Raw genomic sequence first — 15,008 nt, 5'->3', positions numbered from 1 at the left:
GGGTGTCGGTGCCGAGCTGCTCGCCAGCGCGGAAACTGACGATCAGGTGATAGGTCTTGTCGCCCTTGGCCCGCGTGTTGCTGTGCTGGGTTGCCAAAACCTCGGTGATGGCATCCCGTACCGACGCAGCGTCGCAATTGGTGGTCTGCACCAGGCCCAGTCGGTGATCCTTGCTCTGCGCGTCGGTGACGTAGTTCACCAGGCCGGCGAAATCGGACTTGCCCAGCGAGCGCACGGGTACATGCTTGACGATCATCAGCCGGCCTCCAATTTTTTAGCGGCTAAAATTTTCAAGGCTCGGCCTTCGGTTGCACCACGGACTTCATCAGACGGCTCATTTCGTCTTGGGTGGCCTCAATTCGACCCAGCAGAGCAAGAATCGTGGCATCGCCAAAGCGGGCCGTTCGCGGGTCGTCGGTCAACCATAATTTGAGCAAACCGCCCAGCCGGCCCAAGTCGCCATTGACACGCACCAGCTCGCGCACGTACTCGTAATCCATGACACCCTTGACCTGGTAGCCCTGGCCCACGTCACGCAGGTAACGTGCAACGCTGATCCCTGCTCTCCTGGCGTTCGCCTCGATTTCGGCCCGCTCTTCGGGCAGGCAGTACACCTTGATGGGCGGGCTGTTCTTGCGCGTCACTGTCTTTTCGTCGCCCATTCACCCTCCAACCTCTGCCTGAAAACAGCCTCGCAGAGCAGGATTCCCGTTGAGCACCGCCAGGTGCGAATAAAGGCCAGTGAAGAAGGAAAACCCGCTTGCGGGTGGGCCTACTTCACACATCCTGCCCTGTACAAACAGCAGTTTTTGACGCGTACGCTTGTGCAATTTGTCGTGCAAACTGCGTGGACTTGGCGTGTGAACGTGGATTGCACGGTGATTGGCCGCATAGCACGCGGGCTGAACGCCAGGAGGTGGAAGAGTGGCGCTGTAGGTGCACGGTAATCGTGAGTCGGTCGACACTATCAAATCAAATCCTCCTTCTTGGCCTGAGGGTTGAAAGTGAAACCGATTGCTGAGCCTGCTGGCTTTGTTGGCTGAGTGATCGTGGCAGTGTGTGATGGCTTTTTTCGCACCTTGATTTTGCCGAGCAAAAGACTATTCACATGCCGACGAAAGGCTTGGTAGCTGAAGCTCACTCGCTCTTCGTCAAGCAGCGTTTTGTAGATAGCCAGCACTGACCAGCCGTCATCAAGCGCTTGGCGAATTTCGGCACGCAGAGCCAGCACCGTTGCCCGGTTCAGATGTGAGGTAGGCGAGGACTTTGTTTGCGACGCCGCGATGCGTTCGGACAGCGAGACATCAGGATGTGGATGACTCATGTTGTCACCTTTGTTTTATTGGTTCTGTTGCCACTGTTTAGGAGTTGTTTTAAAGCCACTAGTCGGTCTTTTGCGAGTCTGGAGGTATCTTCGGGTGTTTGCGCGCTTTTATCGCGCTGCAGAGCCTCTAATTGCTTTTGCTGATCCGCCATTGACTTGGCCTCACGTTTTCGTTGCACATCTAGGGCTGCGTCAGGGACGAAAAGACCTTGTCTGGCGCTGCTTGCTAGTTTGCGTAGTAATGGAATCGGATGGCGCACCTTGCCTCGAACAGCCAGGCCGGCGACTTCATCCAGAACAAGTTGTCGTGCGGCAGTGGGGCAGTCCCGTAATATTTGCTCGACAGATGCTTGTGCTGATTTCTGGAAAAGAACTGGCAAACTCAATTTATCCACAGAATCAGCCAGATTATTGAAATCAATATTGGACGTAGTAGTAGGTTCTAATACGGTTAATGATGGTTGGGGTGACATGCGTGTCACCCTTTTCATACCTTCCGTGTCACCCTTTTGTGCGCTATTTGTCACCCTTTCAGCATCATTTTTCGTAAAGGGTGCCAATTTGACGGGGTTGGTTATCCACAGGGGATTGATACGATATTCGGTTGCTCGACCACGTCCTCCAGTGCCATGGCGCACTGTTAATAGCCAGCCCGATTCACGCATCTGTGTCAGATACCGCTGCACCGTGCGTTCACTTTGTCGGGTCTTACGGGCGATATACGCGACGCTCGGTCGTACGCCGGTTCCGTCATCATGTGCATGATCGGCATAGGCCAGTGCAGTCAGCAATTCTCCGCCGCCAGAGGGGTAATGCTCCCAAACGAGACTCATGATTTTGATGCTCACTTTCGATATATCGAAATCATTAAGACGCAGTGTCGATTAACACTGCAACATCACTCGCACGAAAATAAACTCGACGACCAACTTTACATTTTGCAGCTCTCCATTTTGTGGCAAACTCGGTCTGACTACTTAATGAAATCCGTAGCCCATCAGGGCTACGTTTTAGTAATTCAGATAAGTCGATCAAAGACAGCAAAGGTCCATATCGTTTAATTAGTTGTTCTTCGGTTGTCATTGAATGGCTCCTAGTTAATACGCCCGCTGCCGTCAAAGTTCGTCGGGCTTCATTAACTGCCATTACACGGAAGAAACAACCATGAGTACACGCACGAAAATGCCCAGTTTCACGCGAAATAATCAGAAGGAACCCAGCAGACGTGGCCGTCCGACGCGGCACGAAAGTGAGCGCATGAAAACGATTGCTTGGTATCACCAACTGGCTGGAGAAATGTCGCCAGCAGAGACGGCAGAGCGATTGCCATTTACCGACATTGGTTTGGCGACGATTTATCGGTATCGGCTAGGAGAAATCTCGCCGCGTGCAGAACTGTTGGAAGTTGACGATCCTGCTTTCAACTGGGCTCGAGAGGCCTACGAAGTCGGCCCAAGGAATGTTCCGCTGTGGGATGCCATGTGGGGCAGTTTGACACCAGCGGATTTCAAATTGGCCGATAAGGTGATGCCGGCGGGCGATTGGTCGTCGTCTGTCACTGATGAGATATTTTTTGATGATCTGATCCTGGCGCGTATCACCGGATTCCGTCAACGAGTCGTTCGCGTAGAGAGCGTAACTTCTGACCTGGAGGCGCTCGTTGCTGCAATACGTGTAGCCCGGTCCTGGGGAATGCTGGGAACTGGTAATCCCTTGGCCTTACGCGTACTGTTGGAAGGCACTATGGCGCTGCCTGGCGCTCGCGGCTTGCTTGAGCAGTTCGGCTTGCAAGAGCCCATGAGTGAGTGGATTGCGACGCTGTTTCACGGCACTGCCGCAGAGCAGCAGAGGGCTGCGTATTGGGCGGCATGGATGGATAACGATGAGCTCTATTTCAACCTGTGTCAGCTGGCAGACCTGCGAAAAGCGGCCTTGCGGCGCAGTGCATTCGGTCGCCCGGCCGCCGAGTTCGAACGTATGCTGATTACTGATCCATTGGTAGGAGAATCTGCGCATTAACTTTTGTCGCATACTGATACATATAATGATGAAGTGCGAGACAAGATGCCCGAGTGGTGAAATTGGTAGACGTAGGGGACTCAGAGAAGATTGAGCCCTCAAGGGGAAACCTTTGAGGTGAAGCCCGTCAAACTCGGCGAAGGCCCTGGATGAATAATCCGAGCTAATACCGAGCCAAGCCTGGTAGGTTGAACGCCAGGAAGGTGTAGAGAGCAGACGGCGGGCACCTACGGTCGAAAGGCTAAGGTGAAGGCGTGCTCCAGACCACGAACATCGTCAGAGGGCGATGGCGGTGAAAGCCGAAGTGGTAAGAAAATCCCCCGCCGCAAGGCGTGCCGGTTCGATTCCGGCCTCGGGCACCAGCAGCGCCTGGTGTTGGCGGTTGCGCGTTCTAGTCCGCTGTCTGCTATCGGCCAAGAGCGGCCGGGTAGCGTTTTCCGTGGTTGGCCGCTTAAGGCTGGTTGCGGACCTTCGTGGCGACAGCCCTAAGAAGCGGCTAAGCTTTTCAAAGCAGCCCTCAATGTAATCTTAATCGCTGCAAAATTGCCTATACGCATCCCACCAAATTTGCATTTCTCCACCAACAGGATCGATATCCAGCATCTTGTTGAGTATAGAGTGACATGGAATGTAAATGCTGGTAACGTTTAATCTTACAACTTGAAAAAGCCAAAATGGGACGTTCGGCAGACTACACAATTCAGGGTTTTTTGTACCAGTTTAATCTGACGCTCTCTGAGCTGCTGAAGGCGACGGATGACTCTGTGATTGCTATCGAGGGAATTGTCGAAGACATTGAGGTGGCAAGCTTTGCCGGAACTAAGGCGATTCAGTGCAAATACCACGAGACGCAGAATAACTACACTCCGAGCATCATTTATGATCCGTTGCTTCAGATGATGAAGCACTTTAAGTCCAATCCAAGCGCAGAAATAAAATATCACCTATTCGCGCATTTTCCCAATAACCCTAGAGTTGTCGTATCAGCCGTAGAACTCAATGGTGCTCTTAAAACAAAAAACAAGGATTTAAGAAAACTAGCCGCCGAGGTTGCGGACGTTGATATCGATGGTTTTCTGAAGGTGTTTACCGTTTCTGTCACACCGAAATACGACACTCTAATGGAGGAAAATGCCAAGGGGCTTGAGGGTGTTGGTTTTAACAAGGAAGAAGTGGAAACGTTGTTCTACCCGAATGCCATTCAAATCATTGCTGATCTGAGTATCAAGCATGATGCAAATCTGCGAAAGATTTCTAAGAAGGACTTCTTGGAAACGTTGCGACGGATTAGATCCACAGCGGTATCTCAATGGACGCTTGCACTGAAGACGCGGCAAAAGATTTTGGAAACGCGACGCAAGCAGCTCAAAGAGAGCCTAGGTGTAAATGTTCGCCTTCGTCACTTGGCCATATTCCCCGAATTTCTTAAGGATTTCGATGGTCAGATCGTGCTCTTTATAAAGTCATTCATCGATAAATATCATTTCAAAATAGCGCATACACAGACGCCGTTGTTCGCGCTGGATGTTTCACCAGAGGTATTTGATGGAATTGCGGAGCGACTAATTGGGAAGGATGTGACGCCAAACCACGGACGGCCGGTAAGGGCGTTTTCTGAGGCTCATTTCTTCCGCGAACCATTGGTTCAAAAGGATAGGAAGGAATTTGTTCTGAGGTTTATTCGTTGGGACGATTATAAAAATCTTGTTCTCAAAATAAAGGCAGATGATTTTTTTGTCGTCGGCGATGGAGATATCGCAGATTTAGATGTCACGGACGTAAATCTTGAAATCCTTGCCGCTGAAAGTTTTGACGAAATCAAATACATGATGGGAATAAGCAATGCCTATTAAGGTTGGAGCGGTACTCTCGTGTGCGCCAGAGGCAGTCATCGTGGCGGTGGATAGCCTTGAAGTGTTCGAGAAGAATAAAGAAGGACTGCAGGTTGGCCGCTTCTTGAAGATTGCGCAAGGCAATCGTGATTTTACGATTGCTGCCATTCGGAACATCAAAGGCAGCAACACGATAGGGCCGGATGGAACGCCAGTCTGGAGCTTTCAGATTGAGTGCCAAGCGATCGGAACCTTGGTGGAAGACAAGACGTTTGACCGCGGTAGCCTCCTGTTACCCGTGCCAACTGAGCATGCATTCATTGTAGAAAAAGAAACCTTGGACAAGATGTTCTCGACCGATGGAGATCACGATTTTCCGCTTGGTAAGCTTTCCATGAACAAAGCCATTGATCTCATGATAAATGGCAACAAATTCTTCAGCAAGCATATTGCTATTGTCGGCTCAACCGGCTCTGGTAAGTCATGCACGGTTGCGCGAGTTCTGCAGGACGTAGTTGGCATTACGCAGCACAAAAATAACAATAAAGACAAGCAAAATAACTCACATGTAGTGATATTCGATATTCACGACGAATACACCGCTGCGTTTACTTTAGGAAAGGAAGAGTCCTTCACCCTAAGTCGACTCGACATTGACTCTCTACAGCTTCCATACTGGTTGATGAATTCAGAAGAGCTGGAGAGTATGTTTATCGAAAGCAATGAGGCGAACTCCCATAATCAAGTGAGCCAGTTCAAGCATGCTGTTGTCTTGAACAAGGAGAAGCACAATCCGGGCGTTCAGGAGGTCACTTACGACACCCCTGTTTATTTCTCGATCAAAGAGGTCTACAACTTCATTGAAAACCTGAATCGCGAGGTTATCGGGCGATTGGCTGGGGAGGATAAGCCTAAGCTGGCCGATGGAACGTTGGTGACTGATCGGAAGATTTATTTCGACAAGATCCACGACTTCATTGCTAACTCCACAGCGGCTGCGACCAAAGCGACGAGCGGCCCGTTCAATGGGGAGTTCAACAGGTTCGTTTCACGGTTGGAGGCGAAACTGGCCGACAAACGCCTCCGATTCCTCTTGAATGCGAAAACGGCTGGCGGACAGGCTCACGTCACAGAGGACTTTGAGACGCTGATGAAACAGTTCATTGGCTATCTCGACAATGCGAATGTCACCATTGTGGACTTGAGCGGTGTTCCTTTTGAGGTTCTTAGTATCACCGTCAGCCTAATCTCTCGCCTCATCTTCGACTTCTGCTTCCATTATTCTAAGCTGCAGCATGCTCAAGAAAAGCTCAATGACATCCCGGTGATGCTCGTGTGTGAGGAGGCTCACAACTACGTTCCGCGGCACGACAACGCGGCCTATCGTGCGTCCCGAAAGTCCATCGAGCGGATCGCAAAGGAGGGTCGTAAGTACGGTCTGAGCCTGATGGTGGTAAGCCAGCGGCCCTCAGAGGTGTCAGAGACTATATTCGCCCAGTGCAACAACTTCATGTCTCTGCGCCTTACGAACGATGCAGATCAGACCTACGTGCGACGGCTCTTTCCCGACAACGCCAACGCGATCACTGAAATCCTGCCGAACCTTGCTCCGGGCGAGTGCGTTGTGGTCGGTGACGCCGTGCTACTGCCGGCCGTGATCAAGATGCCGCTACCGATCCCCGAACCGCACTCGCAAAGCGTTAAGGTTTATAAGGAGTGGAAGGAACAATGGCGGGATGTTGTTTTTGCGCACGTGATCGAGCGCTGGCGAAGGTAGAGGAGGTGTGTCATCGGTCGTTCAATAATCCTCCGAGTGACAATCAAGCCCTTGGGGCAACACGCCAGGATTACCGAAAAATGGAACGTTTGCAATTGATTCTTGTTCTGCGCTGATGAGCGTCCGGCAATGGTTAGGTTCCAAAGTTTGCCACGAACCTGCCGGAAGTCCGCTCCCATTGCAAAGCGGGCGTTGAACGGCAACGTTCGAATGGCAGAAACGGGTCGAAAGCAGTCTTTCGCGACTGTCTGAATTCGACCTATATCGGCCGGTCAGCCCATAGCAAACCGAGCGTCGCGTTCCGAGGTACAGCGGTCACTCGGAAAGGATATCGTCGCTAACTGCTGGTCGGCCATAACGGTCGTTCAGTTGGAACTTTGCGGATGAGCGCAATGCGCTAGTAAACGGCCGATATACAATCATGAACGGCCCAATAGAGGGGTTTTGGACGGTACCGCAACAATTCTGCGGCCTCGGGCCGCTGCATAGGTTCTACGCCTTGCTTAAAAGCGAGGGGATTACTAAATGAGCAAAATACAAAACCCGATCCGCTTCTCTGAACACTTTAATCTTCCATCTTGTGAACTGAAAAAACGGGGAATATTTGATCCGCTTCTAACTGCGGACACCCCTCTTTTCATTGACCCACTTTTGATGGAACACAGCAATCATGAAGAGATGCATGCTGCATCAGCGAGCTACCGCTCCTTCTTTGAAGAAATCATGACGCTGCTAGAAGCGGTTGAAAGGAAGGACGTTAGCGACGTTGCATGGAAAGAGGTGCAACGCCGCATGTCATTTCACGAGTTGCCGGGAACCTGCCTTGGATATGGTGCAGGTAATATTCGCGGGAGTGGTTGGGGAAGGCAACTCACAGAACAAGTGATGCTCACTGCCAGCCAGATTGTCGAAAAAGGGGTAAAAAACACCGACCTCTTTATGATGCTGGGACTCCTTGAAGAAGGAATTGGCCCTGATCGAATCAGCGACATGGTAACTAATATTATTAGCCCTGATCTCATCGCATTCAACGAGAAAATTACGGCGGAATTTAAAATCCCGACAGAGCAATTCGATTTCTTTGGCGGTAGAATTAGAGGAAATTTACCTCGCAATTCTTTTGAAAATAATCGAATACCGATAATCCTTGTTCCAAGCGACGTGTTACGCGACCTGCCGGTAGCGCTAGACTACGATGATGTTATTTACGCCGCACAGAAGAACGCTGCACTCAGAAATAGGTTGAACAAGCACGTTGGCGGTGTATGGAGGTCCGCGCGCACGCGACGCGATAAGCGCGATTTGAAAAAGAATTTGCTGACTTCGAAGGAAGCTCTCGAAGCTTGGCTTGATGCGATTCGCAGTGCCCCGGCTTCTGCCTACGACCAAGAGCGTGACGAAGAAGGAATTATTCGTTGGGTTGAGATTGCTAATAATCTTGCAAAATCCGCGCCACTGAAAATCGAAAAACCAATCGATTTCAGCGTGAAATCACTGCGTGCTGTCGTCGATCAAATCATCGAGCAGTTCCGCTGGCTGATGGAAGAGCGTGATCTCTGGAAGGAAATGTGGCTGGGAGTGAAGCATCGAACTGAGAAAACAGCCCAACGTCTTTTCTTTGCCGTAGCTGCGAGTTATTGCAGTGCAAATAAATTGGACATCACGCCAGAGGCAGATACTGGTAATGGCCCAGTCGATTTCAAGTTCGTTTCCGGCGGCTCACAGAAGCTCTTGGTAGAAATTAAACTTTCAAGCGGCACGGTCGAGCACGGTTATGCTACTCAGTTACCGACTTATGTTGCGGCTGAGAAAGCGGATGACGGAATTTTCATGGTCCTTGACGTTGGGAAGCTCGGCAAAAAATTCGAAAAAATTCAGACTCATCGGCGTAGCCTGCTTGAAGAAAAAAAGCACGCGTGCGACATTGTTTATGTGAATTGTCAGCGTCGCGAATCAGCCAGTAAGCGATAGATCACATTTCAGTCATCCGCTGGCCGGAGGTCGGGAGAGACGGCTCAGGCCGATGTGTGACGCTGGCTCCTAGCGTTCGAATGACCGCTTGTGAAGTGGAACCGCCTCCCGAATGTCATGACGTAGCCGCGGACGAAAGGTGCTTCTTGGCCGAAGGACAACACTCAGCGATCTAGTTTATCCAGCTTCTCGACCAAGTCCTCCGCTCTCAAATGCGTATACCGCTTCAGCATTTGCATAGATTTATGTCCACTGATAGCCGCCACCTCTTGATCTGACAGTCCAGCCTCGACCAATCGGCTGACCGCCTCATGCCTTAAGTCATGGAACCGGAAGTCAGTCAGTCCAGCTTCTCTCTTGGCGTCAGTCCAAGCCTTGTCGAATAGATATGGCCGTCGCACGCCATCACGGCCAGGTTCACCGAAAAACACCAGGCTGGTCTCAGGTGGACGAGTCGGATTGCCCATAGCAGCTTGAAATGCCGCCGTAGCGGCTTTCGTTAACGGCACAGTTCGCGGCGAAGAGTTTTTCGTGATATCCAGCCGCACAACGCGCTTTTGCAGGTCCACCTGGTCAAGACGTAGACCGCCGATCTCGGACAGTCTCATCCCCGTTTCTAGGGCGATTCGTACGATCCAGCTAAACATCGGGTTGGAGTAGGCGTCCACAGCCGCCAGCAGCCGCTTGTTCTCTGCAGGCGTTAGTCGGCGGTTGCGGCCGGCACCGGGAGCAGGGCGTCGAATCTGGGACACGGGATTGAAAGGCACGCCCAGACCCCATTCCTTGATCGCAATGGTGAACAGGTGGCTTAGCAATGCGAGTTCCAGGCGGACAGTGTTATTGCTGCGCGGGACCAGGTTGCCGTTCTTGTCTGGGTCGCCCGCCAGGCGCATGTCGCGGTACTGCGCCACAATGTCGGCGCTCAGGGCGGCTAATGAGTATTTCCCAAGGTGTTTTAGCAGCGGCTGGGCTTTTTTGTGCTCAGAGGCGCGTGTCGATTCCCGCTTGGAGGGGGTGACTTCCTGTAGGTAGCGTGTCAGCGCCGACTCAAGTGTCATGCGCTCACCCGGAGCTCGCTGGATATATACGCCCCGTACCATCTCGTCTTCCGTGCGGCGAGCCCAGTCTTCTGCATCCCGTTTGGTTCTGAATGTTTTAGACGAAGTTGGCCAGCCGGTCTTTCGAATGACAGCTTTCCATGTGCCAGAAGAGGTCTTAACGATAGTAGCCATGCGAGTAAAAGCTCCGAAAAGTACACTCGGCGCTTCGTCACTGTACCGAAACTGTACCTGGCTCGCAATCTTGAAAAATCCCCCAGTCTTGGGGTAATGGCTTAAACCACTCTAAGGGATTGTATTTATTGAGATTTTTAGACTGGTGCCCGGGGCCGGAATCGAACCGGCACGCCTTGCGGCGGGGGATTTTGAGTCCCCTGCGTCTACCAATTTCACCACCCGGGCACGGGAGGCGCGCAACCTGTGGGCAGGTTGGCTGGCGGAAAGCTGGCCATTATATGCCGTCTTTCAAGTTTGCGCAGGCGGCTGGCCCTGCTGTTCCCGAACCCGTCCGTCTTCCAGCACGAACCAGGCGCGCAGCCCCAGTTTGCGCACCACCGGGGCGGTCTGTTCCGGCGCCATGATGGAGAACGCCGTGGATAGCGCATCCGCCATGGTGGCCGTGGGGGCCAGTACGGACACGCCCTGGTATAGCGGCTGGGCCAGGCCGGTGTGCGGGTCGAACAGGTGGGTATGGCGCCCGGCGGGGTCTAGCGGGGTGCCGCGGCCGCTGGATGTGGCTAGGGCTTGGTTGCGGATTTCTACCGTGGTGTGAACCTGGCTGGGCGTTTGCGGCCACGCCAGGCCCACGCGCCATTGCGGGGCGGTGCCGGCGGCCTGGGTGTGCAGCCCCCGCACTTCGCCCAGGTCGACCAGGGCGCGGTCCAGTCCGCCGGTGCGCAGCAGGTCGGTGATGCGGTCGGTGATGTAGCCCTGGGCGATGCCGTTCAAGGTAAGCGCCATGCCGCGCCGCAGCTGGATGCGTTGCGGGTCGGCCAGGACGGCCTGGTAGCCCACGCGTTCCAGGGCGTTGCGCAGGGCGGCGGGGGCGGGGCCGGCGGGGTCGGCGCCGCTGTGGGCAAAGTGTTCGGCGTACAGGCGCCACAGGGGTTGCACGCTGGGGTCGAAGGCGCCGCGGGTCAGGCGGCTGTAGTGGGCGCTTTCTGTCAGCAGGCGCAGCAGGTCGGCGGGCGGGTTGTCCAGGTAGCCCTGGCGGTTCAGGCGCGCCAGCGCGCTGTCTTCGCGGTACAGGCTGAACAGGTTTTCCAGGCGCTCGATTTCCGCCAGGGCGGATTCCAGCAGGTGCTGGGCTGTGCGCGGGTCGGGATGGTACAGGCGCATTTCGGCGTCGGCGCCCAGGGCGATGCCGCTCCAGGTAAGGGGCGCGACAGCGGGTTCGCCCAGCGGGGCCTGGACGGCATGGGCCAGGCGCAGCGCGCCGGGGGTCATGGCCAGGGCCGATACGGCGGCGGTAATGCCGATGAAGCGGCGGCGGGTGCGTACGGTTGCAGGCATGGCGGTAGTGGGGCGATCAAGAGGCAGGGCCCGTCGGCGGCGGCGCGGAGGCTTGGGAAAACACGTAGCTTTCCGGGACGTCGTCGAAGGCGGCGACAAGGCCGCCGTGGCGCTGGGCGAAGGCGTTAGCCTGGGCGCGCTGGGCGAAGGGCAGGGCGTCTTCGGCGCCCATGCCGCCGATGTAGCGGCTTTCGATGACGTAGTAGGCGCGGCGCGCGTCTATCCAGGCGTGGGGGTTGGGCGGCAGGCCGGCTTCGGCGCCGGCCATGTCGTTGACGTAGATGGCGGTGATGGTCTTGGGTTCTTCGGGCAGCAGGGTGTAGGCGAACACCTGCTTGATGGCCGAGAACCAGACGGGCTGTTGTTGCCCGGCCAGGAAAAGCTGGCCCTTGGGGCCGTTGTGTTCGTTCAGGGCCATGCCGCAATAGTGGCCCACGGCGTCGGTGTCCAGGGCATGCGGGGCGGGGGGCGCGCCGGCCTGCCCGGGTTCGCCGCAGGCGGCCAGTGTGGCCAGCAGCAGGGCGCCGAACAGGGGCCGGGCCAGCGCGCGCGGGGATGGAAGCCGGGTCATAGGGATTTTCTTTGGAAGCAGAGGGCGGCCAGCAGGAAGGGCACGGCTATCCACAGCAGCTGGGCCGCGGCCAGCGTGGGGATGCCCAGGCTGGCCTGGCTGCCCACGCCGGCCATGCCGGCGTACATGGCAATGTGCTCGAAGCCGGTCAGGTTCATCAGGCGGTAGACGTCGGACGGGTTCAGCAGCAGCAGGGCATCGAGCAGGCTGGGCGTGACGGTGCGGCCCTGGTCGGCGGCCAGGATGCCCAGCAGGGCCATGTCGTAGATGACGACGAAGAACAGCCATACGCCGATGGCAATGCCGGCCGCGGTGGCGCGTTCGCGCACCAGGGTGCTGATGAGATAGCCCATGGCCAGGAAGCTGGCGCCCAGCAGCACGCTGGCGGCGATCAGCGACAGGAAGGGTCGCCACGCGGCGGTGTTGGCCGCGCCGTGCAGCCATTGCAGGGCCAGCCCGGCAAAGCCGTAGCCGGCGGTGGTGGCCAGGGTCAGGATGGCCAGGTGGCCGGCGAACTTGCCCACCATGACCTGCCAGCGGGCCACCGGGTAGCTGAGCAGCAGGGCCAGGGTGCCGCGGTCGATTTCGCCGACGATGGCGTCGTAGGCCAGCAGCAGGGCGATGAGCGGCACCAGGAAGATGGACAGGCTGGACAGGCTGACGACGATGACGGTTAGCGGGTCGACCTTGACGGTGCCGGTGGGGGAACTGCCCAGCAGGCCCAGCGACAGGGCCAGGCCGGCCAGCAGCAGCGCGGTGGCCAGTACCCAGCGGTTGCGCAGGCCGTCGCGGATTTCCTTGCCGATGATGGTCAGGACGGCGTTCATGGGGTTTTCCGTTCGAGCAGGTGGGCGTAGATTTCGTCCAGGCTGGGGGTGTGGACGTCGATGTCGGCGATGGGCAGCCCGATGGCGCCCAGGCCGCGGATGGCTTCGACCTTGTCGGTATCGGCGCAAAGCCGTTCGTAGCGGGTGGGGCTGAGGGCTTGCCAGGGCGGCGGCAGGGCGCCGGCGGGGGCGGGCCGGGCCAGCGTCAGCGTGATGCGCATGGGCATGCCGGTGGACTGGCGCAGCTGGGCCAGCGTGCCGTCGGCGATTTTGCGGCCGTGCTTCATGACGATGACGCGGTCGACGTGGCTGGCGATTTCGGCCAGGGCGTGCGTGCTGAGCAAGACGGTGGCGCCGCCGGCGCGCAGTTCGCGCACGATGTCGTAGAACATCAGGCGCGAGGCTGGGTCCAGCCCGGTGGTGGGTTCGTCGAACAGCAGGATGCGCGGCTGGCCCAGTAATGCCTGGGCCAGGGCCAGCCGTTGGCGCATGCCCTTGGAATAACCGCCCACGCGGCGCCGGGCAGCGTCGGCGATGCCCACGCGTTCCAGCAGCGCCGCGTTGCGGCCCAGGGGCTGGCGTTTCAGGCGGGCGTAGAAGTCCAGGGTTTCCGCGCCGGTCATGGCGGGGTGCAGCGCAACCGTTTCGGGCAGGTAGCCGATGCTGTGCCGCAGGCGCGCCGCCCAGCGGCTGGCGGCGTCGTGCCCCAGCAGCAGTACCCGGCCGTGCGTGGGGCGGGTCAGGCCCAGCACCAGTTTGATCAGGGTGCTTTTGCCCGCGCCGTTGTGGCCGGCCAGGGCCACGCATTCGCCGGCGTGCAGCGCCAGGTCGACCGCGTTCAGCGCGCGCTGCTGTCCGTAATGCTTGCTGGCGCCGGCCAGCGCCACTTGCGCGGCGGTCATGGTTGCCCCTTGTGGACGGCCGCGGTGTGCCGGGCGGGCAGGGATGCCTGGGTGGGGTCGGCCATCAGGGGCGCGCTGTCGATGACGCCGCCGGGCAGCAGCGCGGGAAACTGCGACTGCGCCCAGCGCACCACCGATACCGCCGGGCTGTTCAGCAGGATGCGCGCGGCCGGCGCGCGCCACAGCACCTGGTCGATGATGCCGTTGGGCCGGTAGGCCGTGTCGGCGATGCCGTCGCCGTCCAGGTCGAAGGCGGTGTTGTCGCTCCAGTAGTTGCCGCGCCCGTCGCGCGACCATTCGATGACGCGCGTGCCCACGTATTTGACCTGGGTTTGGTTGTTGACGAAGGCGTTGCCGGATATGGCATTGCCGTCGGACCCCGCCGTGAAGTGGATGCCGATGCCGCAATCTTGAAAGTGGTTGAGCTCGAAGCGGTTGTTGTTGGCGTTGTACAGGAACACGCACTTGGAGCCGCCCCGCACCACGTTGCCGGTAATGACGGCTTCGTTGGCGTAGTTGAACATCATGCCTTGGTCGTTGCTGCGCACGGCCACGTTATCGCGAACGATAAGCCGGTGCGAATACATGATGGCGTAGCCAATGTCGTTGTCTTCAGAGATGTTGCCGCTGACTTCGCTGTCGTTGGTGTACATGTAGTGCACCGCATAGCGCAGGTGGCGGAAACGGTTGCCGCGGAATACGTTCTGCTTGCTGGTGTTGGAGAAAATGCCGTCGCGGCCGGCCGAGATGTCGTTGTCCAGCACCTGGGTGCCCGGGCTGTTCCACACCGACACCCCGTTGCCGCGTTCGGCCACCCGCAGCTGGGTGTTGCCCACGATGCGGTTGGCGCGCACCATGGCGGAACGCGGGCCCCACACGTACACGCCCATCAGGTTGTCGACGATGTGGTTGTGTTCCACGACGGCGTGGTCGGCGGTGCGGTCCAGGAACACGCCGGCATCCATGTCGGGCAGGCTCAGGCCGGAATGGCGGATGGTCAGCCGGCGCAGCGTGACGCGCGGGGCGCGCACCCATACGGTACGGCCGGTGTGGTCGCCGGCAATGATGGCGGACAGGTCGGGCGGGCCTTCCAGGGTAAGGGGCTTGTCGATGACCAGCCTGCCCGGGTAGGTGCCCGGCGCCAGCCGCAGGGTGTCGCCCGCGGCGGCGGCGTCTACGGCCTGCTGCAGGCTGGCCCCGGCCAGCCCCGCCACT

The 15,008-nt window shown here is 57.1% G+C and carries 14 protein-coding genes and 1 tRNA gene; 4 read left to right on the top strand and 11 right to left on the bottom strand.

Going from position 1 to position 15,008, the window contains the following annotated elements; translation table 11 throughout:
• The 4 genes from LPZ50_RS11715 to LPZ50_RS11700 form a co-directional block, all read right to left on the bottom strand.
• A partial coding sequence (locus tag LPZ50_RS11715; RefSeq protein ID WP_230661563.1) for a relaxase/mobilization nuclease domain-containing protein occupies nt 1-256 on the bottom strand: 256 nt, incomplete at its 3' end.
• A 34-nt stretch (nt 257-290) separates the two neighbouring features.
• Complete coding sequence (traJ, locus tag LPZ50_RS11710; protein WP_230661561.1) at nt 291-662, bottom strand: conjugal transfer transcriptional regulator TraJ; 372 nt, start codon at nt 660-662, stop codon at nt 291-293.
• Between the two features lie 305 nt (nt 663-967).
• Entirely contained in the window at nt 968-1,324 is a 357-nt protein-coding gene (locus LPZ50_RS11705; protein WP_230661559.1) for a TraK family protein, read from the bottom strand.
• The gene (locus LPZ50_RS11700; RefSeq protein ID WP_230661557.1) at nt 1,321-2,172 is read right to left on the bottom strand and encodes a helix-turn-helix domain-containing protein; all 852 of its coding nucleotides are present in this window, start codon (nt 2,170-2,172) and stop codon (nt 1,321-1,323) included. Before LPZ50_RS11700 ends, LPZ50_RS11705 begins: the two co-directional genes overlap by 4 nt.
• A 409-nt stretch (nt 2,173-2,581) precedes the next feature.
• Between LPZ50_RS11700 and LPZ50_RS11690 the strand changes: the two genes are divergently transcribed.
• The 4 genes from LPZ50_RS11690 to LPZ50_RS11675 all read left to right on the top strand — a co-directional run bounded on the left by LPZ50_RS11690 (nt 2,582) and on the right by LPZ50_RS11675 (nt 8,923).
• Nucleotides 2,582-3,343, top strand: a complete 762-nt coding sequence (locus tag LPZ50_RS11690; RefSeq protein ID WP_230661554.1) for a hypothetical protein — start codon at nt 2,582-2,584, stop codon at nt 3,341-3,343.
• A gap of 674 nt (nt 3,344-4,017) precedes the next feature.
• A complete protein-coding gene (locus LPZ50_RS11685) occupies nt 4,018-5,196 on the top strand; it encodes a hypothetical protein (RefSeq protein WP_230661553.1) in 1,179 nt (392 codons plus the stop codon).
• Nucleotides 5,186-6,952 carry an ATP-binding protein gene (locus tag LPZ50_RS11680; protein ID WP_230661552.1) on the top strand — a complete coding sequence of 589 codons (1,767 nt, stop codon included), beginning with the start codon at nt 5,186-5,188 and terminating at the stop codon, nt 6,950-6,952. Before LPZ50_RS11685 ends, LPZ50_RS11680 begins: the two co-directional genes overlap by 11 nt.
• Before the next feature lie 525 nt (nt 6,953-7,477).
• On the top strand, nt 7,478-8,923 hold the full coding sequence (locus LPZ50_RS11675) for a hypothetical protein (protein WP_230661551.1): 1,446 nt from the start codon (nt 7,478-7,480) through the stop codon (nt 8,921-8,923).
• A gap of 164 nt (nt 8,924-9,087) precedes the next feature.
• On the opposite strand, the gene LPZ50_RS11670 is transcribed toward LPZ50_RS11675, so the two are convergent.
• The 7 genes from LPZ50_RS11670 to LPZ50_RS11640 all read right to left on the bottom strand — a co-directional run bounded on the left by LPZ50_RS11670 (nt 9,088) and on the right by LPZ50_RS11640 (nt 15,007).
• The gene (locus LPZ50_RS11670; protein ID WP_230661550.1) at nt 9,088-10,155 is read right to left on the bottom strand and encodes a site-specific integrase; all 1,068 of its coding nucleotides are present in this window, start codon (nt 10,153-10,155) and stop codon (nt 9,088-9,090) included.
• A gap of 143 nt (nt 10,156-10,298) precedes the next feature.
• Nucleotides 10,299-10,383: transfer RNA gene (locus tag LPZ50_RS11665), tRNA-Leu, on the bottom strand.
• 63 nt (nt 10,384-10,446) lie between these two features.
• Nucleotides 10,447-11,493 (bottom strand): FAD:protein FMN transferase, encoded by a 1,047-nt coding sequence (locus tag LPZ50_RS11660; RefSeq protein ID WP_230661548.1) that lies wholly within the window; start codon nt 11,491-11,493, stop codon nt 10,447-10,449.
• A gap of 16 nt (nt 11,494-11,509) precedes the next feature.
• Complete coding sequence (locus LPZ50_RS11655) at nt 11,510-12,064, bottom strand: nitrous oxide reductase accessory protein NosL (RefSeq protein WP_230661546.1); 555 nt, start codon at nt 12,062-12,064, stop codon at nt 11,510-11,512.
• Nucleotides 12,061-12,891, bottom strand: coding sequence for an ABC transporter permease (locus LPZ50_RS11650; RefSeq protein WP_230661544.1), 831 nt, complete (start codon nt 12,889-12,891; stop codon nt 12,061-12,063). Before LPZ50_RS11650 ends, LPZ50_RS11655 begins: the two co-directional genes overlap by 4 nt.
• A complete protein-coding gene (locus LPZ50_RS11645) occupies nt 12,888-13,793 on the bottom strand; it encodes an ABC transporter ATP-binding protein (RefSeq protein ID WP_230661543.1) in 906 nt (301 codons plus the stop codon). The genes LPZ50_RS11650 and LPZ50_RS11645 overlap by 4 nt, the downstream gene beginning before the upstream one ends.
• Nucleotides 13,790-15,007 (bottom strand): nitrous oxide reductase family maturation protein NosD, encoded by a 1,218-nt coding sequence (locus tag LPZ50_RS11640; RefSeq protein WP_230661541.1) that lies wholly within the window; start codon nt 15,005-15,007, stop codon nt 13,790-13,792. Before LPZ50_RS11640 ends, LPZ50_RS11645 begins: the two co-directional genes overlap by 4 nt.
• Nucleotide 15,008: the final 1 nt, after the last annotated feature.

It is taken from the genome of Bordetella petrii, assembly GCF_020991325.1.
In the GTDB taxonomy this organism is placed as follows: Bacteria; Pseudomonadota; Gammaproteobacteria; order Burkholderiales; family Burkholderiaceae_B; genus Bordetella_A; species Bordetella_A petrii_E.
The sequence above is the reverse complement of the archived record's forward strand: the minus strand, read 5'-3'. Positions and strand labels throughout refer to the sequence as shown.

What these genes read in the sequence shown, in the direction of transcription:
- traJ (WP_230661561.1), bottom strand. Translation starts at nt 662, where the DNA reads ATGGGCGACGAAAAGACAGTGACGCGCAAGAACAGCCCGCCCATCAAG.
- LPZ50_RS11705 (WP_230661559.1), bottom strand. Translation starts at nt 1,324, where the DNA reads ATGAGTCATCCACATCCTGATGTCTCGCTGTCCGAACGCATCGCGGCG.
- LPZ50_RS11690 (WP_230661554.1), top strand. Translation starts at nt 2,582, where the DNA reads ATGAAAACGATTGCTTGGTATCACCAACTGGCTGGAGAAATGTCGCCA.
- LPZ50_RS11685 (WP_230661553.1), top strand. Translation starts at nt 4,018, where the DNA reads ATGGGACGTTCGGCAGACTACACAATTCAGGGTTTTTTGTACCAGTTT.
- LPZ50_RS11680 (WP_230661552.1), top strand. Translation starts at nt 5,186, where the DNA reads ATGCCTATTAAGGTTGGAGCGGTACTCTCGTGTGCGCCAGAGGCAGTC.
- LPZ50_RS11675 (WP_230661551.1), top strand. Translation starts at nt 7,478, where the DNA reads ATGAGCAAAATACAAAACCCGATCCGCTTCTCTGAACACTTTAATCTT.
- LPZ50_RS11670 (WP_230661550.1), bottom strand. Translation starts at nt 10,155, where the DNA reads ATGGCTACTATCGTTAAGACCTCTTCTGGCACATGGAAAGCTGTCATT.
- LPZ50_RS11660 (WP_230661548.1), bottom strand. Translation starts at nt 11,493, where the DNA reads ATGCCTGCAACCGTACGCACCCGCCGCCGCTTCATCGGCATTACCGCC.
- LPZ50_RS11655 (WP_230661546.1), bottom strand. Translation starts at nt 12,064, where the DNA reads ATGACCCGGCTTCCATCCCCGCGCGCGCTGGCCCGGCCCCTGTTCGGC.
- LPZ50_RS11650 (WP_230661544.1), bottom strand. Translation starts at nt 12,891, where the DNA reads ATGAACGCCGTCCTGACCATCATCGGCAAGGAAATCCGCGACGGCCTG.
- LPZ50_RS11645 (WP_230661543.1), bottom strand. Translation starts at nt 13,793, where the DNA reads ATGACCGCCGCGCAAGTGGCGCTGGCCGGCGCCAGCAAGCATTACGGA.